Origin of the sequence: Nostoc sp., assembly GCF_036917815.1 — a bacterium.
In the GTDB taxonomy this organism is placed as follows: Bacteria; Cyanobacteriota; Cyanobacteriia; order Cyanobacteriales; family Nostocaceae; genus Nostoc.
In genome coordinates this window covers 34,742-58,562 of sequence record NZ_JBALEK010000086.1, presented here as the reverse complement: position 1 = coordinate 58,562, position 23,821 = coordinate 34,742, and the positions used below count along the sequence as shown (strand labels likewise).

26 protein-coding genes and 1 pseudogene are annotated in these 23,821 nt (G+C 41.2%); 14 read left to right on the top strand and 13 right to left on the bottom strand.

Translation table 11 applies throughout. The annotated features are described in order from the left end of the window. Positions 1–63 precede the first annotated feature (63 nt). From V7K97_RS25720 to V7K97_RS25685, 8 genes are all read left to right on the top strand, one after another. Positions 64–903: a hypothetical protein gene (locus V7K97_RS25720; RefSeq protein ID WP_334803812.1), complete on the top strand. Its 840-nt coding sequence runs from the start codon at positions 64–66 to the stop codon at positions 901–903. A 69-nt stretch (positions 904–972) separates the two neighbouring features. Further along, a complete protein-coding gene (locus V7K97_RS25715; RefSeq protein WP_334803811.1) occupies positions 973–2,181 on the top strand; it encodes a glycosyltransferase family 4 protein in 1,209 nt (402 codons plus the stop codon). A 155-nt stretch (positions 2,182–2,336) separates the two neighbouring features. Next, positions 2,337–3,329: a glycosyltransferase family 2 protein gene (locus V7K97_RS25710; RefSeq protein ID WP_334803810.1), complete on the top strand. Its 993-nt coding sequence runs from the start codon at positions 2,337–2,339 to the stop codon at positions 3,327–3,329. A gap of 152 nt (positions 3,330–3,481) precedes the next feature. Continuing rightward, positions 3,482–4,684: a glycosyltransferase family 4 protein gene (locus V7K97_RS25705; protein ID WP_334803809.1), complete on the top strand. Its 1,203-nt coding sequence runs from the start codon at positions 3,482–3,484 to the stop codon at positions 4,682–4,684. Next, positions 4,602–5,540: a glycosyltransferase family 2 protein gene (locus tag V7K97_RS25700; protein ID WP_334803808.1), complete on the top strand. Its 939-nt coding sequence runs from the start codon at positions 4,602–4,604 to the stop codon at positions 5,538–5,540. The genes V7K97_RS25705 and V7K97_RS25700 overlap by 83 nt, the downstream gene beginning before the upstream one ends. 27 nt (positions 5,541–5,567) lie before the next feature. Then, positions 5,568–5,714, top strand: a complete 147-nt coding sequence (locus tag V7K97_RS25695; protein ID WP_334803807.1) for a hypothetical protein — start codon at positions 5,568–5,570, stop codon at positions 5,712–5,714. 391 nt (positions 5,715–6,105) lie between these two features. Continuing rightward, positions 6,106–7,542 (top strand): O-antigen ligase domain-containing protein, encoded by a 1,437-nt coding sequence (locus V7K97_RS25690; protein WP_334803806.1) that lies wholly within the window; start codon positions 6,106–6,108, stop codon positions 7,540–7,542. A 185-nt stretch (positions 7,543–7,727) separates the two neighbouring features. Further along, on the top strand, positions 7,728–8,849 hold the full coding sequence (locus V7K97_RS25685; protein ID WP_334803805.1) for a glycosyltransferase family 4 protein: 1,122 nt from the start codon (positions 7,728–7,730) through the stop codon (positions 8,847–8,849). Between the two features lie 108 nt (positions 8,850–8,957). Here V7K97_RS25685 and V7K97_RS25680 read toward each other — a convergent pair whose 3' ends face one another. From V7K97_RS25680 to V7K97_RS25660, 5 genes and pseudogenes are all read right to left on the bottom strand, one after another. Beyond that, positions 8,958–9,155, bottom strand: a complete 198-nt coding sequence (locus tag V7K97_RS25680) for a type II toxin-antitoxin system HicA family toxin (RefSeq protein WP_334803804.1) — start codon at positions 9,153–9,155, stop codon at positions 8,958–8,960. Then, complete coding sequence (locus V7K97_RS25675; protein WP_334803803.1) at positions 9,156–9,401, bottom strand: DUF1902 domain-containing protein; 246 nt, start codon at positions 9,399–9,401, stop codon at positions 9,156–9,158. It abuts the gene before it with no gap. Between the two features lie 317 nt (positions 9,402–9,718). Further along, positions 9,719–10,258, bottom strand: coding sequence for a DOMON-like domain-containing protein (locus tag V7K97_RS25670; protein ID WP_334803802.1), 540 nt, complete (start codon positions 10,256–10,258; stop codon positions 9,719–9,721). Next, on the bottom strand, positions 10,255–11,373 hold the full coding sequence (locus tag V7K97_RS25665) for a phosphotransferase enzyme family protein (protein ID WP_334803801.1): 1,119 nt from the start codon (positions 11,371–11,373) through the stop codon (positions 10,255–10,257). The genes V7K97_RS25670 and V7K97_RS25665 overlap by 4 nt, the downstream gene beginning before the upstream one ends. 118 nt (positions 11,374–11,491) lie before the next feature. Continuing rightward, positions 11,492–12,495: pseudogene (locus tag V7K97_RS25660) on the bottom strand (ISAzo13 family transposase); the annotation flags it as partial. Positions 12,496–12,596: 101 nt separating this feature from the next. On the opposite strand from V7K97_RS25660, the gene V7K97_RS25655 reads away from it, so the two are divergent. Genes V7K97_RS25655 through V7K97_RS25645 form a run of 3 tightly spaced genes read left to right on the top strand, consistent with a single transcriptional unit; the run spans position 12,597 to position 13,964 of the window. Continuing rightward, positions 12,597–13,034 carry a hypothetical protein gene (locus V7K97_RS25655; protein ID WP_334803800.1) on the top strand — a complete coding sequence of 146 codons (438 nt, stop codon included), beginning with the start codon at positions 12,597–12,599 and terminating at the stop codon, positions 13,032–13,034. 13 nt (positions 13,035–13,047) lie between these two features. Next, entirely contained in the window at positions 13,048–13,548 is a 501-nt protein-coding gene (locus V7K97_RS25650) for a hypothetical protein (protein ID WP_334803799.1), read from the top strand. Beyond that, on the top strand, positions 13,503–13,964 hold the full coding sequence (locus tag V7K97_RS25645) for a hypothetical protein (RefSeq protein WP_334803798.1): 462 nt from the start codon (positions 13,503–13,505) through the stop codon (positions 13,962–13,964). The genes V7K97_RS25650 and V7K97_RS25645 overlap by 46 nt, the downstream gene beginning before the upstream one ends. A gap of 14 nt (positions 13,965–13,978) precedes the next feature. Here the strand turns inward: V7K97_RS25645 and V7K97_RS25640 are convergent, their stop codons facing one another. The 4 genes from V7K97_RS25640 to V7K97_RS25625 form a co-directional block, all read right to left on the bottom strand. After that, positions 13,979–14,554: a Uma2 family endonuclease gene (locus V7K97_RS25640; RefSeq protein ID WP_334803797.1), complete on the bottom strand. Its 576-nt coding sequence runs from the start codon at positions 14,552–14,554 to the stop codon at positions 13,979–13,981. 101 nt (positions 14,555–14,655) lie between these two features. After that, on the bottom strand, positions 14,656–16,545 hold the full coding sequence (gene glmS, locus V7K97_RS25635; protein WP_334803796.1) for a glutamine--fructose-6-phosphate transaminase (isomerizing): 1,890 nt from the start codon (positions 16,543–16,545) through the stop codon (positions 14,656–14,658). Positions 16,546–16,914: 369 nt separating this feature from the next. Continuing rightward, the gene (gene psaC, locus V7K97_RS25630) at positions 16,915–17,160 is read right to left on the bottom strand and encodes a photosystem I iron-sulfur center protein PsaC (protein WP_015175986.1); all 246 of its coding nucleotides are present in this window, start codon (positions 17,158–17,160) and stop codon (positions 16,915–16,917) included. A 503-nt stretch (positions 17,161–17,663) separates the two neighbouring features. Beyond that, positions 17,664–17,900 carry a hypothetical protein gene (locus V7K97_RS25625; RefSeq protein ID WP_334803795.1) on the bottom strand — a complete coding sequence of 79 codons (237 nt, stop codon included), beginning with the start codon at positions 17,898–17,900 and terminating at the stop codon, positions 17,664–17,666. A gap of 209 nt (positions 17,901–18,109) precedes the next feature. Between V7K97_RS25625 and V7K97_RS25620 the strand changes: the two genes are divergently transcribed. Beyond that, positions 18,110–18,478: a Dethiobiotin synthetase gene (locus V7K97_RS25620; RefSeq protein WP_334803794.1), complete on the top strand. Its 369-nt coding sequence runs from the start codon at positions 18,110–18,112 to the stop codon at positions 18,476–18,478. 85 nt (positions 18,479–18,563) lie between these two features. Here V7K97_RS25620 and V7K97_RS25615 read toward each other — a convergent pair whose 3' ends face one another. Continuing rightward, entirely contained in the window at positions 18,564–19,175 is a 612-nt protein-coding gene (locus tag V7K97_RS25615) for a hypothetical protein (RefSeq protein ID WP_334803864.1), read from the bottom strand. Positions 19,176–19,277: 102 nt separating this feature from the next. Between V7K97_RS25615 and V7K97_RS25610 the strand changes: the two genes are divergently transcribed. After that, positions 19,278–19,529: a type II toxin-antitoxin system RelE/ParE family toxin gene (locus tag V7K97_RS25610; protein WP_334803863.1), complete on the top strand. Its 252-nt coding sequence runs from the start codon at positions 19,278–19,280 to the stop codon at positions 19,527–19,529. A 239-nt stretch (positions 19,530–19,768) separates the two neighbouring features. Continuing rightward, positions 19,769–20,686: a WD40 repeat domain-containing protein gene (locus V7K97_RS25605; RefSeq protein ID WP_334803793.1), complete on the top strand. Its 918-nt coding sequence runs from the start codon at positions 19,769–19,771 to the stop codon at positions 20,684–20,686. 46 nt (positions 20,687–20,732) lie between these two features. Here the strand turns inward: V7K97_RS25605 and V7K97_RS25600 are convergent, their stop codons facing one another. From V7K97_RS25600 to V7K97_RS25590, 3 genes are all read right to left on the bottom strand, one after another. Next, entirely contained in the window at positions 20,733–21,755 is a 1,023-nt protein-coding gene (locus V7K97_RS25600; RefSeq protein ID WP_334803862.1) for a zinc-dependent alcohol dehydrogenase, read from the bottom strand. 384 nt (positions 21,756–22,139) lie between these two features. Further along, the gene (locus tag V7K97_RS25595) at positions 22,140–22,325 is read right to left on the bottom strand and encodes a hypothetical protein (protein WP_334803792.1); all 186 of its coding nucleotides are present in this window, start codon (positions 22,323–22,325) and stop codon (positions 22,140–22,142) included. A gap of 57 nt (positions 22,326–22,382) precedes the next feature. Further along, complete coding sequence (locus V7K97_RS25590; RefSeq protein ID WP_334803791.1) at positions 22,383–23,453, bottom strand: glycosyltransferase family 4 protein; 1,071 nt, start codon at positions 23,451–23,453, stop codon at positions 22,383–22,385. Between the last annotated feature and the right edge of the window lie 368 nt (positions 23,454–23,821).

Below are 23,821 nucleotides of genomic sequence, written 5' to 3'. Positions count from 1 at the left end.
TAATTCGTAAATTACGAATTACGTAGCTTCCTCAATTATTTATAGCTTTAACAAGGGAAAAAAATGGTAAATCTAGGCTACCACACTGCTAAAATTCAGGGTAAATTTAATCGATCTCTATATAAAGCAGCCCTTTCTCAGATTGTCAGCATCCCCATCAAACAAACTCGACAAGTTCCCATAAGTGTCTATGCCTTATCATGTGAACGCGATTTGCCAGAACAAGTGGCAAGTATTCGCTCCTTCATTCGTCATGTTGGCATTCCAGATACATTCACTGTAGTTTCTGATGGCAGCTACACTGATTCTAGTTGTAATTTACTCCACCGTATTCATCCTTGCGTTCAGGTAATACTTTTACAAAACTTCCTGAGAACGGATTTACCTCAATGTGTTCTTGATTATGCCCAACTGCATCCAATGGGCAAAAAATTATCGGCATTAATGTCAATTCCTGTTAATGGAACTACGATTTACACTGATTCAGATATTTTATTTTTTCCCGGCGGGGTTGACTTAATTAATTTGAGTAAGTCTGATGATAAACACTCTCTTTATCTACCTGATTGTTCTAGCTCACTAGACGAGCGAATTATTTATGATGATTCCGAGAAGTCAAATCCAGTAAATGGTGGATTTATATTATTTAGGCATGAATTTGACTGGAGTTTTGCTATTGAACGTTTAGCAAATCTTCAAGATAATCCCACTTATTTTACGGAACAAACAATTGTGCATTTGACAATGCACCATAATCATGGTGAGCCTCTATGCTCAAATAAATATGTTCTTAATGTAGAAGACCAGTTTATCTATCCAGATAAATTTGCAAGTAGAAAAAATGCTCTAAGGCATTATGTTAGTGATGTCAGACACAAGTTTTGGTTTAATGTTGGCATATAGAATATGAGGTTTAGCCTCTATTTTTATGAGCAATATTATTAATAATTACGTGAGAATAATTGGTGAATAATGCCTAACTTAATCAATGATGCCAAGCAAAATGAGAAACAATTAGACAGGGATTTTTTTGATAAAGACCTGATTTACCAATGCTCAAATTTTGACGTAGGTGACGGCGGAGGTGTTGAAACTTATTTAGCTTCGCTGTTTGAACATCGACCCTCTGATGTTAGCGATCGCGTGCTAAAATCGCTCAAGAATATCGATCAAAGCCAGTTCAAATTGCTGCACATTCACAGCCCAGATTTGCTCTTGGAGCTTACAGGCGAGTGTCCTACCGTTTTCAGCGTTCATAATCACTCATTGTACTGCCCTAGTGGTACAAAATATTTAGCAGGACAGAAGACAATCTGCGATCGCAACTTTTCTTACTTAGGTTGTACCTGGGGTAAATTAGTAGATAAGTGTGGTAGCCGTAAACCTTTAAGAACTCTTAGAGAACTTCAAAATACTCATCAGTTATTAGATATCTTAAAAAAGATCAAAATTACTTTCATTGCTAATAGTGAATATGTCCGGGAAGAGTTGATTAAAAATGGTGTACCTCCTGAACAAACTGTAACTCTACACTGTGGTATATCTGTACCACAAACACCAACTACACCTCTTAGTTTAGCAGTCCATCAAAATCATCGAATTTTGTTTGTTGGTCGAATTGTTCCTGATAAAGGTCTGGAATGGTTACTCAAAAGCTTAATACATACAGACCCGCAAATTCAACTTGATATCGCAGGTGAAGGCTGGGAACGACCACGCTTAGAAAAGTTAGCAACCACACTCGGATTGAATAACCGCATAACTTGGCATGGTTGGTGCAATCCTGACAAAGTAAATAAACTTTATCAACAGTGTTTTGCAGTCATCTTTCCCAGTGTTTGGCCTGAACCTGCCGGTCTTGTGACTATGGAAGCTTATGCTCGTTATCGACCTGTAATTGGTAGTGCAGTCGGCGGAATTCCCGAACATTTACGAGATGGAGAAACGGGTATTCTTGTTCCAGGTAATAATATCAAAAAGCTGGTTGATGCTATTCATGATTTGTATAAAGATCACCAAAAAAGCCGAGATATGGGTGAACAAGGTCATGCTTTATTGATGAAAGAATTTACAATGGATGCTCATGTAAATAATCTGCAAACAATTTATGCAAAAACAATAGCTGAATTTCCTTCAAGAGCAAAAAACTTATATAGATATAGCATCCCTCAACCTAAGTAAGCCTAGTACATAATTTCAGAAATTCGTAGCGCAAAAAATTACCTTGATTAAGTCTTTGTGTTCCTCTGCGTTTAAATCTCAACCCGCCACGAATTTATGCCAAATTGTACTTATTTTGCTAATCTTCTACTTATAAAATATAAAGGAATAAAAATATGTCATCGCATCTAGAATACCAACAACCTTTAGTCAGCGTTATTATCCCCACCTATAATCGACCAGAGTATCTTAAGCAAGCGATCGCTAGTGCGATAAAACAAACTTATCAAAATATTGAAATTATTGTTTCTGATAATTGTAGTTCAGAAAATATCCAAGCTATTGTCGCATCTTTTGGTGATTCACGCATCAGATTTTGGCGACATCAGCAAAATGTCGGGATGTTAGCTAATCAGCAACATGGCTTCAAGATGGCGAAAGGTAAATATGTTGCTAGTCTCCATGATGATGATATGTGGAATGAAGACTTTTTAGCAAAGCTTGTACCACCACTAGAAGCAAATTCTGAGTTAATTATCGCTTTTTGTGACCAATATATCATAGATGCTAATGGCATAATTAATGATGTTGGAACTGAAGAAAATACACGCGCTTACAAGCGAGATAAATTAACACCAGGAATTCATCAACCTTTCTATAAAATTGGGTTAATAGATAAAAGTATACCGACTGCTGCATCTTGTATTATTCGGAATAACTTTGTGGATTGGGATAATATTCCCCCAGAAGTTAGCGGGATGTGGGATTTATATTTAACCTACCTTTGCTGTATATCTGGTCGTGGTGCTTACTACTATCCAGAAAGATTGACGCGATATCGTGCCCACGAGCAAACTGATACTATGCTCAGTGGTAGTCGAAATATGCAGGCAAAAATCCGCAAAGCTAAAAGCGAAATGTTTTGCTATCAAGTCTTTATGGAAGATGCTCGTCTACAGGAATTTAGAACTTATTTTCAACAGAAATGGTTAGAAGCTAATACGACTTTAGGAATTGGTTTGCTACGAAGTGAACAGATAGCCGCAGCACGTTCTTATTTTTGGCAGGCATTGAAAAAACAAAAGTTTAATGTGCGAACTATGGCGGCACTAAGTCTTAGTTTCACTCCGCAATTTTTAGCGAATAAGTTAATAGGATTATCTAAATAAGACCTCTTACATAAGTCGAATATACCCTCCTGAATCCCCCCTTATAAAGGGGGGAAACTTGAAATCTTGCTCCCTCCCCTTCACAAGGGGAGGGTTGGGGAGGGGTGATTAAAGGATTTTTGCAATAGGTCTATTCTTAAGGAAGATAGTGTATGAAATTTTGTATTGTTACTCATAAAATCAAAAAAGGTGATGGTCAGGGTCGGGTAAACTATGAGGTTGCTAATGAAGCAATTCGTCGTGGTCATGATCTGACATTATTAGCTAGTGAAGTTGCACCAGAACTAGAAGATAATAGCCAGGTTAATTGGATTGAAATTCCAGTTAAAGGCTATCCAACTGAATTTGTGCGTAATTTTATCTTTGCTCAAAAAAGTGCAGATTGGTTGGGTAAACATCGCTCTGAAATTGATTTAGTTAAAGTCAATGGAGCAATTAATCTGGCTGCGGCTGATGTAAATGCTGTACATTTTGTCCACAGTTCGTGGTTGCGATCGCCTGTTCATATTTCCCGTAACCGCCGAGATTTATATGGTTTTTACCAATGGCTGTTTACGGCTTTTAATGCGCGTTGGGAAAAACAAGCTTTCCAAAAAGCGCAGGTTGTGGTAGCTGTATCGGAAAAGGTGGCTCAGGAATTAGTCAACATTGGTGTACCGCGTTCTCGCATTCGCGTAATCGTCAATGGCGTTGACTTAGAAGAGTTTACCCCTGGTGAAAGCAATCGCCAAAAATTAGGTTTACCAGAGAACGTTACCCTAGCACTGTTCGCCGGAGATATCCGCACACCCAGGAAGAATTTAGACACAGTACTACACGCCTTGGCGAAAGTTCCCCATTTACATTTGGCGGTGGTGGGTCATATCGAAGGTAGCCCCTTCCCCCAGCTAGCAGCATCATTGGGGTTAAGTCAACGCGTGCATTTTGTCGGATTTCGACGTGATATCCCCGAAATTATGCGGTCAGTAGATTTATTTATTTTTCCTTCCCGATACGAAGCTTGTAGCCTCGTATTGTTAGAAGCACTTTCTTCAGGACTGCCGGTAATTACTACCACAGCTACCGGAGGTGCAGAGTTGGTGACACCAGAATGTGGCATCGTCTTATCCAACTCAGATGATATCGACGCTTTGGCTATGGCGCTGATGTCTTTAGTGAGCGATTCCCAGCTAATGCAACAGATGGGGCAAGCAGCTCGCTCTGTGGCAGAACAATATAGCTGGACTACTATGGCACAAACTTATGTGGATCTATTCGAGGAGTTAAGCAAGAATGCGGAACACCGTTCTCATACCAACTTATCGCCGTCCACAAGACCTATCACGCTGCCTTTTGGCGCTACAGGAGCAAACTAAACCCGTTGATCAGGTAATAGTGGTTGTCCGCGATACAGATGAAGAAACTTGGCAATTCCTGGCGCAATTAAACACGGAGAACTTGCCACTACATAGTGTGAAAGTGACACAACCGGGCGTAGTAGCAGCCCTCAACGCCGGACTAGCAGCAGTGGAGGGCGATATTGTTTCCATTACTGATGATGATGCTGCACCTCACCCAGATTGGTTAGAGCGCATCGCCGCTTACTTTACCTCAGATCATCGCCTCGGCGGTTTGGGAGGGCGTGATTGGGTACACCACGGCAACAAATTAGAAGACGAATCCCGCTCAGTAGTGGGACAGTTGCAATGGTTTGGGCGAGTGATTGGCAACCATCACCTGGGAGTGGGAGAACCCCGTGAAGTCGATATTCTCAAGGGCGTAAACATGAGTTTTCGTACCCAAGCAATGGGACAACTGCGCTTTGATGAGCGGATGCGCGGGACTGGAGCGCAGGTACACTTTGAAATGGCATTCACTCTCACATTAAAACGGGCTGGTTGGAAAATAATTTACGATCCGAATGTTGCCGTAGATCACTATCCCGCACAACGTTTTGATGAAGATCAGCGAAATAATTTTAATGAAATTGCCTTTATTAATTTAGTCCATAATGAAACTCTAGTTTTATTAGAACATCTGCCATTTATCCGCCGGATGATATTTTTATTCTGGGCAATATTCGTGGGTACTTGCGATAGTTTGGGCTTAGTACAATGGCTGAGATTTTTACCTAGCCAAGGGCAGTTGGCGGGTAAGAAGTTGCTGGCATCTTGGCGTGGGCGTTGGCAAGGATATAAACAATTCGTAATTCGTAATTCAATTTCTTCTTAGCTCTAGTGGTCTGTCAAGTTTAAATTGATGGGTAAGCAAGTTCGTAGTGAGTTAGCGCGGTCTTCTCCCTTGGCGCTAGCCTCTCCCAATGTGAGAAGGGGAGACGCTAAGAGCGATAGCGCCGGCGGCAAGCGAGTCCGCGTACCCTTACAGGGAAGCAAGCTACGCTTTTAGCGTCTCGTAGAGAGCGTCTGGGGGTTTCCCCCATGAGCGACTAACTTTCCCGTTGGGTAAGGACTTTAGTCCTTATTTTATAATCACTAAAGTCCTTAATACAACCCTTAAAAATTAGCTTAGGGACTGACAAGAAATAAATTATCTAAATGAACGAACCACAGAGGCACAGAGAACACAGAGTAATAAGGAGGAGAGAGTTTTTTGAGTATTTTTTTATTTGAAATCCCTTAGTAATGTGAATTAAATAAAGTACAACTCTTAATTTCTGTAATCTAATGTTGGGTTACGCTGTCGCTTCACCCAACCTACAAAGAATTGTAAGTTAATAAATCCACGTTCCTTAGACATTGTACTAGTTAGCATTGGTAAATCAAAAATCTAAAATTGAATGAATTCTAAGCAGATACTTTTCAATAGTTTTTTACAAGAAAGCTATTCTCCTGAAGAGCGATCGCAACAGGGTTGGATGGCGATCGCAGGCTTTATACTACTAACTGTAGTTTGCTATTTTGCTGGTGCTACTGCCGCATTACGCCTAATTTACCCAGTCACAGCTTTAGCAGTAGGCATATTTTTATACTTGCGCCATCCCATTCTCTACATCAGCTTTACCTGGTGGATCTGGTTTCTCACACCCTTAGCTACCCGCTTAGTTGACTATCGAGTGGGCTGGGATGCTACCCGTCAAATGCTCATAGCACCCTATTTAGTGGTGTTTGTTACCATAGCAACATTTTTGCGACACTTTCCTAGCGCCTCTCGGAAAGGCGGTTTGCCCTTTGTTATGGCTTTTATCGGAGTGTTCTACGGCTTTTTAGTCGGTCTGATTTACAACCCACCTATCCCTGTAGCACGCGGATTGATGGATTGGCTCAGTCCAATTATTTTCGCTTTTCACTTATTTATCAACTGGCGAGATTATCCCAGCTATCGCCAAAACTTTCAGCGAACATTCCTCTGGTGTGTGTTAATTTTAGGAACTTATGGCGTATATCAATTTGTAGTAGCTCCTGAGTGGGATAGGTACTGGCTGATACAATCAAAACTATTCATGAGTTCTGGAAACCCTGTACCTTTCGGGATGCGGGTCTGGAGTACATTGCACTCAGTCGGTCCCTTTGGTTCTGTCATGCAAGCTGGGTTGCTGTTGTTATTTACCAGTTCGGGAAGTTTAATTTTTCCGGCTTCAGCTGTTGGTTACTTGTCCTTCTTATTGACACAAGCACGTACTAATTGGGGAGGCTGGTTATTTGGAATAATTATGATTATGGGTTCAGTAAAAGCGCGAATTCAAATGCGCTTAATTACCATAATCGTAGTTATGGCAATTTGTGTTGTACCATTAGCAACTATTCAGCCAATTTCTGGGGTTTTAGCAGCCCGGTTGGAAACTTTTTCTAATCTTCAAGACGATACGAGTTTTAAAGATAGATCGGGAAGTTATGACAAAAACCTTGGTTTAGCCCTTTCTAATGGTTTAGGTAACGGCTTAGGAAATATCTGGAAAGTCAACGAAAAAACTGGTCAAATTGAAGTGGTGGTGATTGATAGTGGCATTTTAGATATGTTTTTCACCCTAGGTTGGTTTGGAGCCATTTTTTATATGGGTGGATTAATCTTATTAATTATTAGTGTTAGCAGCTATAGTGAAGGCCGTTTCGATAGTTTTCTCAGCGCTGCCCGCGCCATTGGTATCAGTTCTGCTACACAGCTAGTTATTGGTAGTGGAATGTTAAGTGTAGCCGGGATGATTCTTTGGGGATTTTTGGCTATGGCGATGGCAGGACATAAATACTATAGCAATCCCAAAATCCCGACTTCTTAGAGGATGTCTGAAAAGTTTTTTTGTATACACTTAACCCTTAGAGATCCCCCTAAATCCACGCCACTTGCTCTACTTGGGGAGACCCCAAGACCGCAGTGGCTCCCCTTAAAAAGGGGGACTTTGAGACTCTTAGAGAAGTCGAGAATCTGATAAATCTTACAACTTAAATAGGACTGATATAAATTATGAAAGTAATTATTGTAATGCCACTAGCCGAGCAACGAGGTGGCGGTGAAATGATGCTTTGGGATTTGGTACAGCAGGGACGTAATGCTGGTATTGAGTGGCTGGTGATATTTTTAGAAGATGGCCCGATGGTCGAACAAGTAAAGTCTCTCGGTATTGATGCGCGAGTTGTGGAAAGTGGACGTTTACGCCAAATCCACCGTTTTGTGGGCGCTGTTTTTCGGATAGCGGCGATCGCCCGCCGCGAAGGTGCAGATATAATTGTTAATTGGATGTGGATTACACATATATCTGGAGGTTTGGCGGCAATGCTGGCGGGCTTACCTGCTGTGTGGTATCAACTAGAAGTACCTAGTGATAAGACTTGGTTGGTGCGAATCGCTACTTTAATTCCAGCGCGGGCAATTATTACCCTCTCGCAAGATGGTAAGCAAGCACAAGCAGAAATTTGGCCTCACAGACCAACACCTTTGGTTTATCCTGGTGTCGCATTAGACCGATTTGAGCCGAATGCTTTGCCAACTCCTGAAGAAGCACGGCGGAAACTGGGTTTACCTTTACACGGGCCGTTGATTGGAATTGTGGGACGATTGCAACGATGGAAGGGAATGCACGTACTGGTGCAAGCGATGCCTAAAATTTTACAGAAGTATCCTGATGCCCATTGTGTGGTAGTTGGCGGTAAGCACGATTTTGAACCGGATTATGAAGACTTTTTAAAAGCCGAAATTACTGCTTTAGGCTTGAAAGAGCAAGTCATTATGGCTGGGCTACAGCGTAATATCCCGGAGTGGGTGCAGGCGATGGATGTATTTGTGCATGCATCAGATAAAGAACCCTTTGGGATTGTGATTATTGAGGCGATGGCGCTGGGTAAACCTGTGATTGCTGGTAATGCTGGCGGTCCGACAGAGATTATTACCGATGGCATGAATGGACTATTAACACCTTACGGCGATGCGGATAAATTAGCGATCGCAATTCTCCGCTATCTTGACGAGCAAGAATTTGCCCAAAGTGCGGGAGTAGCTGCTAGGCAACGCGCCCTCGATTTTTCAACACAGAATTATGCCGAAAACTTTATTAATGCGATTCGTTCGGCAATACCAAGTGTTTCTTAAGTTATCGGATTGCGATCGCTGTTGCTCAAGCAAAGCTACAATAATGTGCGATCGCTATTCTCAACAACTTGTCCAGTATCGAGTATCTCGACACAAAAATTATCAAAATTAGAACCCTTTAGACAGTCCTGCTTGTTTCAAAACTGCGTTAGCTGTATGGCGTGACTTGATAGAACTATCTACGACAAAACGACGGTCTGTGATTGGACTATACCAAATTTCATGGTCTCCCTTGCCTTGCCTTTCCAAGTAGCATCCAGCTTCCAAAAGCATCTTTTTCAACTCAGGAGTAAAAGATACACCCATTTATGAAACTACCTCTATCAACTCTTGTCGATGGCTAGTTAATTCAAAGCTGATAGAACCCACATAATTAGAAGGCACAATTCGATTTAGAACAAGGAGTTCTGGAATCATTTCTCTGAGCTTTTGCGTAAGAGACTCAATCGTAGAAGCTTCTGTTACTAATCCTGGTACGTTTTCACTAGTTGCCACCCAAACTTCTGCATCTTTATCCCAAAATGCTTGAACTTTCAATGTGTTTTGTGTCATGTTCGAGCGCTACACACAAATTTACGGTGCTAATTCAAGTTTAAAACAATCGTAGACTGACTATCAAAATCTCAATCTTTCTTAGAGTCAATACCACCTCCATAAACTGCAAACCCACCGTATAGCGTTTCCTAATCACATGAGGTACATCTTAGCCCCCTCCTCGCTTGTGGGGAGGGGGTTGGGGGTGGGGTTCTTGTACCTCACTAAATCGAGAACCGCTATATACAAAAGCTGGCATAATTAGAACAATCCACCATTTTCCTAATAGCCACCATTGATTTAACTAGTATTCCCATACTAATTTCAGATATAATTCACAATTCAACTATAAAACTATCCCGTAGATGAAAGTCAGCCTCCACCCCTCGATGAGTTAACGCCCAGTAAGTCACCTCACCATTTCTATATTTAATAACGGTAGTAATGCCAACTTCAATGGCTTGGTCTGCCGAGATGATTTTACCCAAATCGACATCTAACGTAAGTACCAAACCATCAGCTTGATTTTGAACACTAAACGGTAGCTTTTCAAAAGCTGTTTCCTCTTGCATTCCTTGACGATATCCATCAAAACGATAGACATTCCAATGTCCGGCGAGAGAGAGGTTGAATTCCCAATACCGTTGAGAATCTTTGATGCCAAGAAAGAACTCAAAACAAGTTTCTTCCCACAATTCGTACTTGCGTGATGGTGCATTTGATGGTGGAGGAATTGCAATTTCTTTTAAGTCGCCTTCAATGGTATAGCAAATGGTAAGTTGATTAGCATTTCGAGCAATATTGCCTGCAATTTTTAAATTAGGAAAGGACTCGGTAGAAGGGAAGGGTTGCAGGGAAAATGTCTGGTCGTTCATTTCATATCTTGGATAATTTTGCAAATCTGCATTTTTTGAGATTCAATACTTTCGGTAAGCTTAAATTGAACGATCGCTCTAGCAAGATTATGTTCTGGGTGCTTAACTTTAAAGTAGACATTCCCCGCTAAATAATCAGCAAAAAATCTCAGTCCTAGTTCAAAAGTAATTAGACGAATTGCATCATATATGTATGCATAATCATTCTCAGTCAGAAACGCCTTTGCCACAGCGAGATAACCCTGTAGGATTTCCTGACATAGATCAGTGTCGAAATAAATACTTTCCCAATTCTCGGTTTCTTCACCAGCAGGATTACAACCCGATCGCAAGCAATCACCAATATCGTAATGTACCAAACCGGGTTTAACAGTGTCTAGGTCGATGACGCTCACAGCTTGCTGGGTAACAATGTCAAACATAACATTGTTGATTTTTGGATCGCCGTGCATCAGACGCAGAGGTAAAATACCTTCAGCTTTGGCATTTTCTAGGATATGTGCAAAGACTTGGCGATCGCTAACAAACTGCAAGCAATAATTAACTTCCGCAGATTGACGCACCCTAGTTTTCGCCAACACTTCCTCGTAATGCTGGAGATAAAGCGGTGTAATATGGAATCCTTCGAGGGTGTCAGCAAGTTTTTCTGGTGGCAAATCGCTGATTAAATTGTGGAACATCCCCAAGGCATAACCGATTTCTTTGGCGTGTGAGCGATCGCCCATACTATCAAAAGACTGGGAGCCTTCAATAAAGCTAATCGCCCGCCAAAATGAGCCATCTGCATCCCTACAGTGATCTTGAGCGTTTTTGGTCAAAAGTACCCGTGGCACTTCCCAGCGACGATTCAGGGGTATATCCTGCAAGCGTTTGTGAACGTGATCGGTATAGGTACGCATATTCTGCATAATCAGTTCTGGCTGACGAAACACCTGCGTATTGATGCGTTGCAGGACAAAATGTTGCTCTTCTGGGGAATCTATCGTTACCAAAAAGGTATCATTGATATTACCACTTCCAAATGCTTTCAGGCTTGTAACGTTCCCCAGTTGGGCGAATTGGTTAGCGATCGCCACCAGATTCTCTGCGCCTTGTGTATTGAATTCTTCTGTCATCTCTTTTACCTGCACCACTCCACATCTACGTTGCACGAAGGCAATAGGGGATATCGTAACGCAAGTGTCAATATAATTCGTAATTTAAAAGAGTTTGATTGCCCAGATGTCAATTAGGATCTAAAATGCTGCCATTCCAATGATTCTCTAGTATTGCCCATGTCCAATCTAAGTGGATTATATTTACTATGATAGGGCGGATAGTAAGCTAAACGTATATTTACTTGATGTTTTTGGGCAAATTCTACTATACGTTTCATAAATTGGGTACGTCGTGAACTGTTCTCTGGCCCATTATCTTGATTGAGAAGTAGGGTTTGAATATCGGAAAAACGATGCTTTTGTTCTAACCAAAAATCCTCTAAAATATCAACAATAAAATCGCTTGTAACTTTCGATTCTGTAAAGTATAAAAATAGCTCATCAAGCTCTGGAAGAAATATACCGTAAGGAGTTACAGTTGTTTTTGGGTTATAATCATGGTCATCAGCTTTCGCTCCATCCCTGCTTTTACCCCCGCGATCAAATGAGCCAATCTTAACGCGAGCTTTTGCGTCCATGCTTAGACGTAAAATACTTTTATCTTCCGAAGCCTCTTTATTTACTAGGTCTAACTGCTCAAAGATGGCATCAGTTTGTGGGATTTTTTTGAGGTTGAACTTTCTTTACTCTTCTGAGCTTGTAACCTAAATTATTTAATTTGACTCGAATTGTTTCTGATGTATGTAAATTTTCATCACTATAACCATATTTTTCAATTAATTGCTTTCTGACTTCGGCTGCACTGAGTCTGCTATATAGTCTTTGACTTTTAAAACTAGGATCAGTCTGACTTTGCGAATCTACTATATTTTTTATATCTTCTAAAAGATTTGGCAAGTGTTCTTCTGCTTTATAACGCCCTTTGCCACTCATGTTATCAATACAAGTAATACCACTTTCTAATTCTCTTATTCCTTTCCTAATAGTATCTCGATTCCATCCTAGTTCTGATTGTGCAAGCCTTTGCCCTCCTAAACCTAAGCCCTGAACTGTCTGTGCCATAAATTTGCGTTTTGCTGCACCTTTTAATTGAAATGCAGTTTCAATCAACAATTTTTTGAGAGAATCAGTTAATACTATGGCCATCAGTTACCACACTCAAAAACAAACGTCATTATTTAAATTACTACAAAAGGGGAATGAAGGGGCTGCCGTCAGCAGCCCCTTCATTCCCCTTTAAAATGATTATCATTCTTTTTAATGGAATAGCTTATTTTCTGGAAGTCCCGAAACAGAATTTAAAAGAAGTTGCCAAACAATTAGACACCCAACCCCAAGCTTGGGAAGACTATATTAAAGGACGTTTATTAGAAATAATAACCCCTAATCCTGACTTAAATCAGTCTTATCACTTTTATAAATCTCAATTAGATAATCTAGAAGAAATTCCTGATTATTTATTTCCTACAGAAGCACAAATTAATAGACTCAATACTCTTGAAGAGGCTCCAATAACTAGAGGCTTTAAACCAAAAGATGAAGCTACAGGCTATGAAACCCAACTTAATAATGTTGTAGTCATAGTTTGTAGTTCTTCTCAACCAGGAGAAACAGTTAGACAAGCCACATTTTTAGAAGATTTGAAACAATATTTATCTAAATTCAATCAATCAAATTAGTTTTTTCCTTGTAATGAGCGATTTAATCTATCCGACACTCGATTTGTTTTTATATACTTTAAAAACTTCTTTAAACACAACGGATGCAGAAACACAAAAAAACAAAGTAGCTTTTTTAGAGCAATTCCCCTCTGATACTCAATTCAACGATCCTGACATTGAAACGGAGTATTTAGAGATTACTCGTCCTCCTCAAATTAACTTTGTTTCCCACAATAAAAGTTTAGAAGGATACTATTATGCTGTTAGATTAAATGACACTTATGGCTTACAACTTGATTGTTCTATTAATAATCAAACCGAAACTCAACCAGCTAAGTCTTTTACAATATTAAAAACTGAAATTGAACAAAAACTAAATAATGAACTGGCAACAATTGGAAAAACCTGGTTACTTTCTGGTTGGCTACCAGAAAACTCGTCTCAAAATCCTGAAGACATTGCCAAAGATTGCTATAGCAATATACAATGGATTTACTCAACCTGTCTTTTCAAAAACAAATTATTGAAATAAACTTATCTAATTATCAGCTTCGCTTGGCTTTGATTAAAGAAAAAGCAGGTCAAAATAATCAGTTAGATTTTTTAGAAAAATTTAGCGAACTAGCCAACAAAAAATATTTACCACAAATTACCAAAGATATCGAAAATATGCAGCTTGGCTTGCAACTTTTAGAAGATACAATTAACGCTACTCGCAGTCGCATAGAAGTCGAAAAATCTGAACGAGAGCATAACTTCCAAGAGCTTGTAGCTGTTGCGGGTGCTGGTATAGTAACTGTATCTCTAGTAAGAGAGACGGCAAAAGATTGTAAAGATATTTTTAAGCAAGTTGACTTATTTTGCAAGTATCCTTTAAGTGGCAGTCTAATACTTGGAATTATTGTTGGTTTTATGGTTTGGTGGTTGAGAAAACGATTGCGATCGTGATATATCGTTATTTTCTAACCAACATTACCCGCAGCTAACACTTGTTCAACTGTAAGCGCAATTTCCGGGAAAGTTGTAGACACAATTTGCTGACTCCCGCTAAACTCTTTTTCCTCGTACAATCCTTCTGACAACAATAAAATCGTAATTTTTGACTCCATTGGGTCTACAATCCAATATTCAGGAATCTCTAATGCTGCATATTCAGAACGTTTATACCGATAATCGCGTTTCACTGAATCAGGACTGACAACTTCTACAACTAACATCGGTGCAGACTGACAAACAGCAGACTCATCAAGAAATTCTATCACCTGTTCAGCCATGACAACATAAACATCAGGTAATCTTGACTTCCGCCATCCCGTTCTTACCCCCGCTTCTCTAAAGCATAGCCAAGGTAAACTCAAGCGATTGATTTCTGCCTTAAAGTTATCCTGAATAAAGTCCGAAATCAGTAAATGTCTAAAAGTTGGTGGATTCATGCGTTCTAGTTTCCCATCCACCAGTTCATAACGGCTATCAGTACCATCGTCATAAGTGAGATATTCTTCAAAAGAGTATACACGCTCTGTAGTTGTCTGTGTCATCGCGCAACTTTTAAATAAAGGGTTTCTTTGAGGTAGTCCTCAAAAAATCATGAGGAATAGTCTATTGGCTTGTAGTAGCGTCTAAGCGCTACTACATTTATCTATTCTACCGTTACAGACTTGGCCAAATTCCTTGGCTGATCGACATCTAAACCGCGACGGGCGGCAATATGATAAGCCAATAATTGTAAAGGAACTACTGTCAGAATCGGAGAAAGTAATTCTTCGACATGAGAGATGGGAAGAAGATCGTTAAAGATTTCCGCAGCTTCGCCATCGTTGACGGGAGTCACGCCAATTAACCGAGAATCTCTGGCTTTGGCTTCTTGAGCATTGGAAATAACCTTCTCATATACACTACCAGGTATGGCGATCGCAACTACTGGTACTTTTGCATCTAAAAGAGCGATCGGGCCATGCTTCATCTCTCCAGCCGGATACCCTTCGGCGTGAATATAGCTGATTTCTTTTAATTTCAACGCCCCTTCTAAAGCAATGGGGAAGTTAATTCCTCTTCCCACAAAAATAAAATCTTTGGTTTCGGCGAATTCGTGGGCTAGCTGTTCAGTTAAACGTTCCTGAGTTTCTAAAGTTGCCTCAATTTCTTTGGGAATCTGCCGCAACCCATTAATAATTTTCTCTAATGTATCTTTTGAAACTGTCTGGCGGCGAGCTGCTAAATCCAATGCCAATGCATAAAATGCCATCAGTTGGGCGGTAAAAGTTTTTGTCGCTGCTACCCCAATTTCAATTCCCGCTAGAGTACTGATAATATACGGCACTAGATGACCGAGGCTACTTTCTGGGCGATTAGTAATACCCAGTAGTCGCGCTTGATATTTAGATTCTTTCCCCTGGCGACGTTCTTTTTCCATCGTCAAAGCTGCTAAGGTATCGGCGGTTTCACCTGATTGGGTAACGCCAACGATCAACGTGTTAGCCGTCACCGGTGATGGTGCATAGCGATACTCAGAAGCGTAATGTACCTGAGTTGAAATTCCTGCTAGTTGCTCAAGTAAATATTTACCGATTAATGCTGCGTGCCAACTGGTACCACAGGCGACAATCTGAATTTGTTCTAAATCTTTGTATAAATCCGCAGGTAAACCAAGATTGATTGGCGATTCGCTAGATTTGTCTGGATGAAAGTAAGCGTCTAAACTAGCTCTTACTACCCCTGGTTGCTCATGGATTTCTTTGAGCATGAAGTGTTTGAATCCCTGCTTTTCAACCATTGCCGGATTGAAGTTGAGCAGTCGGGGTTGTTTTTTCAACCTGTCGCCAGCAAAATTGTAAATCTCAACGCCCAAAGGTGTGAGGCGGGCAATTTCGCCATTTTCCAAAGGTAGCACCGCACGGGTGTAAGCAACGATCGCTGGTGTGTCAGAAGCACAAAAGAATTCTCCTTGCCCAAAACCAATTACCAAGGGTGCTTGTTGGCGAACAACAATCAATTCATCGGGGTAATCAGCAGAAATAACTGCGATCGCAAATGCCCCTTTTAGGTGGTTAACGGCTTGGCGAATTGCCTCTAGGAAGGGAGATGAGGCAGATGATGGAGATGATGGGGGAAGATTCTTTAAAAATTCGGCGATGAGATGGGGAATGACTTCGGTATCCGTTTCAGAAACAAATTCGTGTCCTTTTCCTTTGAGTTCCTCGCGCAACTCGCGGTAGTTTTCGATAATGCCATTTTGCACCACCGCCACTCGCTTTGCCGTATCTAAATGGGGATGGGCGTTGTATTCTTCTGGTTTACCATGAGTTGCCCAGCGTGTGTGACCAATACCAATTTGAGCAGGGGTTTCTATTTGTTCGAGTTTAGAACGCAGGTTATGGAGTTTGCCCTTTGCCCGCACACAATTTACCTCACCTTCCCAAATAGTGGCGATCCCAGCAGAATCATAGCCCCTGTACTCTAGTTTTTCCAGCCCAGCCAGCAAAATGTCTGTCGCCGCTTGAGTGCCTATATATCCAACAATTCCGCACATTGTTCACGCCACTTTCTTTCAGGATGATTAAATCCAGTATAATCCAGTATAATTTTTAGCACAAAGTGGACGTTTTGCAAAGAAAAAAGGGAGTAATTTACTCCCTCAACCACTAGATATTTTTATGGATTTCAGGGTTTTACAAGGGATTCCCCGTCAGCTTTTGACTTGATGGTACAAATGCGGCTTCTAGGATTTAAACACCCAGAGATTGTATCCCCAATGTGACATACTCCTACACTATATGCTTGCATACAGTACTGTACAAAGTCTTGAATGCCGAGTTCCGAGTTCTGAGTGAAGAATCAAGAAATTGTTTTTTTGATTTACTTCTTTTTGTCTCAGCACTCAGCACTCGGCACGAGCTTGTTAGTAAGCTAGACCCATACTGCGAGTTGTTTCAGCGCCCAGGTAAACCCGGATGCTCAAAAAGTCGGTGGGACAAGCGGTTTCGCAACGCTTACAGCCAACGCAGTCTTCTGTACGGGGTGAGGAGGCAATTTGAGCAGCTTTACAGCCATCCCAAGGAACCATCTCAAGTACATCAGTGGGGCAAGCGCGGACGCATTGGGTGCAGCCAATGCAGGTATCGTAGATTTTTACGGAATGAGACATTGAATAAACGGCTCCTTTCGAGTGTTCTTCTCTGCGAAAGAATCATAATCAACGCATAGTCTACCGCAGTGGTTGATAGGCCGTAATCAAAAGGCTACATAACTTCAAACAATGTAATAAGCACCCAAGATATTTGTTTTTGCGAGATTGTCCCTATTGACTTATTATCAGCAACATCATAGGAGCGTATTTACCACAGTCACATACCATAATTGGAGTAAACCGTAAAGATAAATGAAACAAAATTAAAAGGGATAGGGAGTAGGGAAATCCCCTAATTTTAATTATGGGGATTTTGGCTAATAATCTGATTTGACGATCGCCACTTCCCCGTGCAAACAGAAATAAATTAGCTATCTAGGTAACATAGAAGGCTGTTGCAATTACTGACTAATACTGATTTTACTGTGTAAATGATTAATTTAGAGACTGCGATCGCTCACCGATAACTTGTATATTTAACTTTTTAAGTCTGGCAATCTCATAATTTTTGTTTATACATATCAGAGTATTTCAGAAATCGCAAACTCATCAGTTATAGCAGCAAATTCTGTTTTAATATTTGGCACAATAGCCGTCAATTCCAGTTGATCTTCTGGATTATCTTCATCAGACAATTTATCTTTTATATACTCAGATTCTCGGATTTGTCGAACAACACTTTCTAACAGCCAAAGTTGTTCTTCCAGAGACAAGGCAAGGACGGAGCGTTCAATTTCTAGTAAAACCGGTGAGATCATTTTGATTCTGATTTCCAGGAAGGTGTATTTTTCAAAGATATTATATTCAGTCTATCTGCTTAACCTAGAGCATCGCAAATTCCCCATTATTTTCCCCACGCCTATCATTTCACAAATCATCAGAGATTGCTATAAATAAACAGAAGCCAGTTTTATGAGTTTTTAATTAGGTATTCCTGCTGAAGCAAAATGTACGCTAAACTGGCTACATGAATTACGAAACAGCTCGGAAACTCCTCATAGATCAGACAATCACAACCGAGGAAAACCCAGATGCGCTGTTAACGCGTATGAAACAGGGCAAACCACCGGTACCCGGTCAGATCACTTCGATTTTGTTAGCATTGAAAGTGGTGTTTGAAGCCCTCAAAGAGGCAAAGAGCCTAGACCGAGAACTGGCTTTGGCCCTTTATCAGTTAACCATTAAGGCACAACAGCTATTTGGCGCAGGGCGTAAAGCCGGGGTTGATTGGCCACCACTACTGAAAGAAGATTTGCTACGAATTTCCTTAGCATCTGAAAGTATCTTTTCGGGTACATGGCAAACCCTACCTCAGATGGAGTTGGGGAAGTTGTAGAACACCAATTCAGTAATCTTTAAATGAGAAGGGACAAGGAGACAAGGAGAATAATTAATGCCCCATGCCCCATGCCCAATGCCCATTAACGAACTTGTAGCTCATTTTCTAACTTGTCTAGGTCAGTTTTGAGGAAAATAGTCATTTGACCGGTAAAAGCTTTACCCGTCTTGGGTTGAGCAATTTCCACCCAATAGGCATAGCGATCGCCGACTCGTAATTCTCCCTTCAAGGCTTCCCGAATTGGAGTTTTGGCCAGACGCGCCGAATTAACTACCTTTTGATTGGGATATTCATACACGACTTGGGCGCGATCGTAGTCTTGATAAATCTCCAACCCATAAATCACCCGTAAGGATTCTTGGAGACGCGCAAATGTCATGCCGTTAATAGCATCATACATAGCAATGCGCTCAGTCCGAATTCTGCCACGGTCTTTGGAAAACTCCACCCTACCAGGAGGCAATACCGACGCTTGAAAAGTAAATCTTTGAGCTGCTGTATCAGTCTTTTGCACAAATAATTGCTCCCCACTCCTGGGACGGAGTGTAGGATGTGCTTGAATCCAGGTGCCTACTTCCTCTGTACTTTGCCCTGGTAAAGCATTGGCTTGGGAATCAAAAAGCGTTCCTACGCACAGCCAAGGCACTAGAGAAAAAGGCAAAATTAAATAGTTAAGCAGAGATTTTTTGAGCATTTTGCTGTTCGGGACTTTCATAGAAATTTCCCCATTCGGGAGTAATGATAGTCTTCCCGTTTTTCAGCAAGATTATTTCAATGGGTCAACCCAACTTAAGATATCAGGGATCTTACTTATCAAAAATGTCAACAACTCGTTAGCTTTCCCAATATGGGACGACAATACGAAGATTTGCGTCCCAGTCTAAGAGGACTTCCACTGGATGGGTATATTATTTTTTACATAATTACTGGTCAAGGAATTGAAATTTTCAGAGTTGTCAGTGGCAGACGTAAGGTGATTTCCGAGAAAGAAAATACCTGTGCTGGCGAGTTTCGACTTCGCTCAACTCTCGATCTCTCAGTTGGTTGAGCGAAGCGATGCACTGAGCGTAGTCGAAGTGTCGAAACCAACGGCACAGGTATATTTATTCCTGTAAATCGCCTAAGTTAAAATCCCTATTTGCAAATCCAGAACAGATGTGATTTATAACTAGTTGTTAAATATCCTATTCTGACTGGGAACACTATGAATGAGCTTGCTGACTCGCAATGATTGGTTGAACGAGAAAAGTTTGATCCGTTAATTCCAGAATATATAGGAGTACATTTATGGTGTCATGGCTTACAGCAGCACAATGGAGATGCGTTCAAACTTTCACGGGACATCAAGGATTGCAGTCTGGTGTGAACTCTGTTGCTTTTAGCTCTGATGGACATTTGTTAGCTAGTGGCAGTGACGATAAGACAGTTAAGCTGTGGGATTTGCAAGCAATGCGTGAGATTCAGACACTCACTGGTCATAGAGGACCTGTTCGCCAAGTCGCATTTCACAACAAAGGTGATATTCTTGCCAGTGCTTCTTTCGACAGAACTATCAATTTGTGGGAAGTGACAAGTGGCAGAAAAATTAAAACACTTTTTGGCCACTACGATGAAGTATCCTCAATCTCTATTAGCTCGTGTACCAATTTGATGGCTAGTGGGAGCAATGATGGAGATGTGAAACTGTGGAATTTGACGACTAAAGAGGAGATTAAAACTCTATCTAACTCAAATCCTCAAATTATCGAGGCAGTTGCATTCAGCCCTGATGGGAAAGTGCTTACTAGTGGCGGATGGGACAAGACTGTAACACTGTGGGATGTAGAAACTGGACAGTTAGCGCGTAAATTTTCTGCCCATTCACAGAAGATCCGTTCAATCACTTTCAGCCCTAACAGTCAACTTTTAGCCAGTGCGAGCAACGACAAAACTATTCGATTATTTGATGCGTCGAGTGGGCGCGAAGAAAGTCTGCAAGGTCACTCTAAGGCAGTAGTATGTGTGGCTATTGACCCAAGCAGCAGGATGTTAGCAAGTGGGGGTGATGATAAGGAAATTAAGATTTGGGACTTAAAAACTAACAGAGAAATGTGTACTCTCTCTGGTCATGAGTCCTACATTATGTCTGTTGTCTTCAGTCCAGATGGAAAATTTTTAGCTAGCAGCAGTCATGATAGAAGCATCAAGATTTGGCAGCGTGGATAGGTTGTCTAGTCATTGTAGTGTGCCCTGGGAATTGGCTGCCAAAATACTAAGGAATCATCGCCACCTTAATCACTTTACGCGCCTTCATTTCATCAAACACCTGTTCTAAATCTTTTAATGGCCGCTGTTCACTAATAAGTAACTCAAAGGGAATTTTGCGACTGGCTATGAGTGCAAGCGCCGATCGCACATACTCTGGTGTATTATGAAACACGCCTTTGAGGGTAAGTTCGCTATAGTGCAGCTGTTCTGTGTTGACGGTAATACTTGTATCCCGTGGACATCCACCGAATAAGTTGACTGTTGCACCAGGACGGGCACAAGCGATCGCAGTTTCCCAAACACTTGGTACACCAGTGGCTTCAATTACTACATCTGCACCCCATCCTTGGGTAAGTTCTTTCACCACACTGGGAATATCCGGGATTTGATGATGATTAAAGGTCTGGGCTGCACCCAATTTCTGACCAATTTCTAGCCTGTGGTTATTACCTCCCCACAGCAAAACCTCAGCTTTCTGACTCAACGCCGCCACAAACATCAGCCCAATCGCCCCATCTCCTAAGACGACTACTCGATCTTTGAGCTTAATATGAGAACGCGCTACACCATGCAATACACAAGCTAAAGGTTCCGTCATCGCTGCCAATTCCCACGGCAACTCATCGGGAATCTGCAACAAATTATGCTGTACTATGGGTGCAGGAATTTTCAGGTATTCAGCAAAAGTCCCATTATTCCACGTTAAATTCGGGCATAATGAATACTCTTGTCGTTGACAAAAAAAGCACTTCATGCATGGGGCAGAATTATTAGCGACAACGCGATCGCCTACTTGCCAATTTATAACCCCTGCACCTAAGGCAACAATTCGCCCAGCACCTTCGTGACCAAATAGCGTCGGCGGTTTTAGCATTTTCGCATGACCACCACGCCGCCAAACTTTCAAATCTGTACCACAAGTTGTTGCTGCCCCCACCTGGATCACAACTTCGCCAGCTGCTGGAGTGGGATCAGGAACTTCCTCTAGGCGTAAATCTTCTTGCCCATGAAGTAACGCTGCTAACAAAACTTTAAACCTATTAATTAGCTCCATCCGATTTTATCAGTTGGAGCTAATTCATCGATCTAAACTAAATCAGTATTGATTTTTAGTAATCTGTAAAGTTGAAATTGATGGGTAAGCAAGTTTGTAGTAAGGACTTTAGTCCTTAGAAAATAAGCACGCTTTGCGCTACTACAAACCTTCAAAACTAGCTTCACAAAGTAATAGTAGGCTTTTATTAATCTAAAAATGCCGTCAAACTAGTACAGCACGGCGCGAATAAACCACCCCTTCGGGTTCGGCAGTTCCTCATGGGGGGAACCCCCAAGACCGGACTGCCTCACCATTACAAATCACTGAAACGCTTACGCTGTATTCATTTTGAATTTTGAATTTTGCCTTGCGGTACTAGGTATTCACGGCTGGCTGGGGAACTACTGCGGTGTTCCGGGTTTCTACATTCGGCAGGCGAATAACAGTTAACAGAGGTACTTCTTGTCGGCACGACAGGCAAAACCAATATAGTTCACCATGACGGGCATGACGCAGGAGGGAACCACCGCAACATGGGCAAGTGTTGGCTCTCGTACTCATACCAATGTTCTCCTTAAAAAAAGTTGTTGTTTTAAGCTCAGTCAAAAAAGCAATTGATTAAAACTGAATGTTGGCAGCATGAATGCGACCATTCGATTTTATGCGGTCTTTAATAATTTGTCTGTAAACAGCTTCATATCCGTTAACCATGTGGCTAACGCTAAACTTGTTTTCCACATATTTTCGACAGGTTTGACGATTGAGTTCCAAAGCTGCTGGAATCATTGCTGCCATTTCTGCATGGCTATTGCAGATAAAACCTGTTTTACCGTGAGCAATAACTTCTGGTACAGAGCCTAAATTCATGGCAATCACTGGTGTACCAGTTGCCATTGATTCAATCATTACTAAGCCAAAAGGTTCTTGCCAGTTAATGGGGAAAAGAGTGACGGCGGCATTGCCCAGAAGTCCAGTTTTTTCGGCGTGGTTAATTTCGCCGAGATATTCGATTTGCTGACCATCTATGTAGGGGGCAATCTCTTGTTTAAAAAACTCTAAATTTACTGTATCAACCTTTCCTGCCATCTTCAAACACCAACCACTCTGTTTCGCAATGGCGATCGCATATTGCGGTCCTTTATCTGGCGAAAAACGACCTAAAAATGCCAAATATGGAGGTTCTGATGGTTGGGCTACGAATGGATAATCTGCTAGCTCAATTCCGTTATAAACCGTGCCAACATAATTGAGATCGATTTGACGTTGCGAGTTACTAATGCTGATGTATGGTTGTTTGTGGTAGTAGCTAAATGCGTGGCGGTTGTCTGTTGTAAAACTATTGTGCAGGGTGTGGACTGTAGAAGTTGCTGTTATGAAACTCGCTAAAGGTAGTGCCGAAATCCCTACATGAGAATGGATAATATCGAATTGGGCAGCACGTTGGTAAACTTGGCTTAGTTCCAGCATTTCGTACACTGCATACTCTTTCACGTTTGGATCTGAGCGCAATGCACGCGGATAAACTGCTTCTAAATGAGCCAAAGTTTGAGAATCGCCAGAGGCAAATAAAGTTACCTCATGACCGCGACGAACAAGTTCATCGGTCAAGCGACTCACTACCAGTTCTATACCTCCATAATTAGGAGGTGGAACCCTTTCCCATAAGGGGGCAACTTGAGCGATTTTCATAAGTTTTTTTGGTTCAGTCTATGAAGTTGTCCTCAATAATGAACTACATCATTATTTTATGAGGCAAGAGCATTTCTACTTACTCTTTTGACATTTAAATTAACCTAATGGGCTACTAAAAGCGCAATAAAGGTTAACCATGTCTCAAATTCTCTACCGACAAACCTAACGGACTATCGGCAAAAGTCAACCCTGAGCTACATTTCTAACTTATATCTAATCTATTACTTGTTGCATCCGTCTTGGGGATCATAATGAGGTAGAATATTTTGTAGCAGAACTTACAAAATTGAATATTTTGTAGCAGAAAATACTAAAATATTGAATGGGATCAAGTTATTTAAGCTTTGTTTAAACGTAATTGGGAA

Coding starts and splice junctions, on each gene's coding strand:
- V7K97_RS25720 (WP_334803812.1), top strand. CDS start 64: ATGGTAAATCTAGGCTACCACACTGCTAAAATTCAGGGTAAATTTAAT.
- V7K97_RS25715 (WP_334803811.1), top strand. CDS start 973: ATGCCTAACTTAATCAATGATGCCAAGCAAAATGAGAAACAATTAGAC.
- V7K97_RS25710 (WP_334803810.1), top strand. CDS start 2,337: ATGTCATCGCATCTAGAATACCAACAACCTTTAGTCAGCGTTATTATC.
- V7K97_RS25705 (WP_334803809.1), top strand. CDS start 3,482: ATGAAATTTTGTATTGTTACTCATAAAATCAAAAAAGGTGATGGTCAG.
- V7K97_RS25700 (WP_334803808.1), top strand. CDS start 4,602: ATGCGGAACACCGTTCTCATACCAACTTATCGCCGTCCACAAGACCTA.
- V7K97_RS25695 (WP_334803807.1), top strand. CDS start 5,568: ATGGGTAAGCAAGTTCGTAGTGAGTTAGCGCGGTCTTCTCCCTTGGCG.
- V7K97_RS25690 (WP_334803806.1), top strand. CDS start 6,106: ATGAATTCTAAGCAGATACTTTTCAATAGTTTTTTACAAGAAAGCTAT.
- V7K97_RS25685 (WP_334803805.1), top strand. CDS start 7,728: ATGAAAGTAATTATTGTAATGCCACTAGCCGAGCAACGAGGTGGCGGT.
- V7K97_RS25680 (WP_334803804.1), bottom strand. CDS start 9,155: ATGGGTGTATCTTTTACTCCTGAGTTGAAAAAGATGCTTTTGGAAGCT.
- V7K97_RS25675 (WP_334803803.1), bottom strand. CDS start 9,401: ATGACACAAAACACATTGAAAGTTCAAGCATTTTGGGATAAAGATGCA.
- V7K97_RS25670 (WP_334803802.1), bottom strand. CDS start 10,258: ATGAACGACCAGACATTTTCCCTGCAACCCTTCCCTTCTACCGAGTCC.
- V7K97_RS25665 (WP_334803801.1), bottom strand. CDS start 11,373: ATGACAGAAGAATTCAATACACAAGGCGCAGAGAATCTGGTGGCGATC.
- V7K97_RS25655 (WP_334803800.1), top strand. CDS start 12,597: ATGATTATCATTCTTTTTAATGGAATAGCTTATTTTCTGGAAGTCCCG.
- V7K97_RS25650 (WP_334803799.1), top strand. CDS start 13,048: ATGAGCGATTTAATCTATCCGACACTCGATTTGTTTTTATATACTTTA.
- V7K97_RS25645 (WP_334803798.1), top strand. CDS start 13,503: ATGGATTTACTCAACCTGTCTTTTCAAAAACAAATTATTGAAATAAAC.
- V7K97_RS25640 (WP_334803797.1), bottom strand. CDS start 14,554: ATGACACAGACAACTACAGAGCGTGTATACTCTTTTGAAGAATATCTC.
- glmS (WP_334803796.1), bottom strand. CDS start 16,545: ATGTGCGGAATTGTTGGATATATAGGCACTCAAGCGGCGACAGACATT.
- psaC (WP_015175986.1), bottom strand. CDS start 17,160: ATGTCTCATTCCGTAAAAATCTACGATACCTGCATTGGCTGCACCCAA.
- V7K97_RS25625 (WP_334803795.1), bottom strand. CDS start 17,900: ATGATCTCACCGGTTTTACTAGAAATTGAACGCTCCGTCCTTGCCTTG.
- V7K97_RS25620 (WP_334803794.1), top strand. CDS start 18,110: ATGAATTACGAAACAGCTCGGAAACTCCTCATAGATCAGACAATCACA.
- V7K97_RS25615 (WP_334803864.1), bottom strand. CDS start 19,175: ATGCTCAAAAAATCTCTGCTTAACTATTTAATTTTGCCTTTTTCTCTA.
- V7K97_RS25605 (WP_334803793.1), top strand. CDS start 19,769: ATGGTGTCATGGCTTACAGCAGCACAATGGAGATGCGTTCAAACTTTC.
- V7K97_RS25595 (WP_334803792.1), bottom strand. CDS start 22,325: ATGAGTACGAGAGCCAACACTTGCCCATGTTGCGGTGGTTCCCTCCTG.
- V7K97_RS25590 (WP_334803791.1), bottom strand. CDS start 23,453: ATGAAAATCGCTCAAGTTGCCCCCTTATGGGAAAGGGTTCCACCTCCT.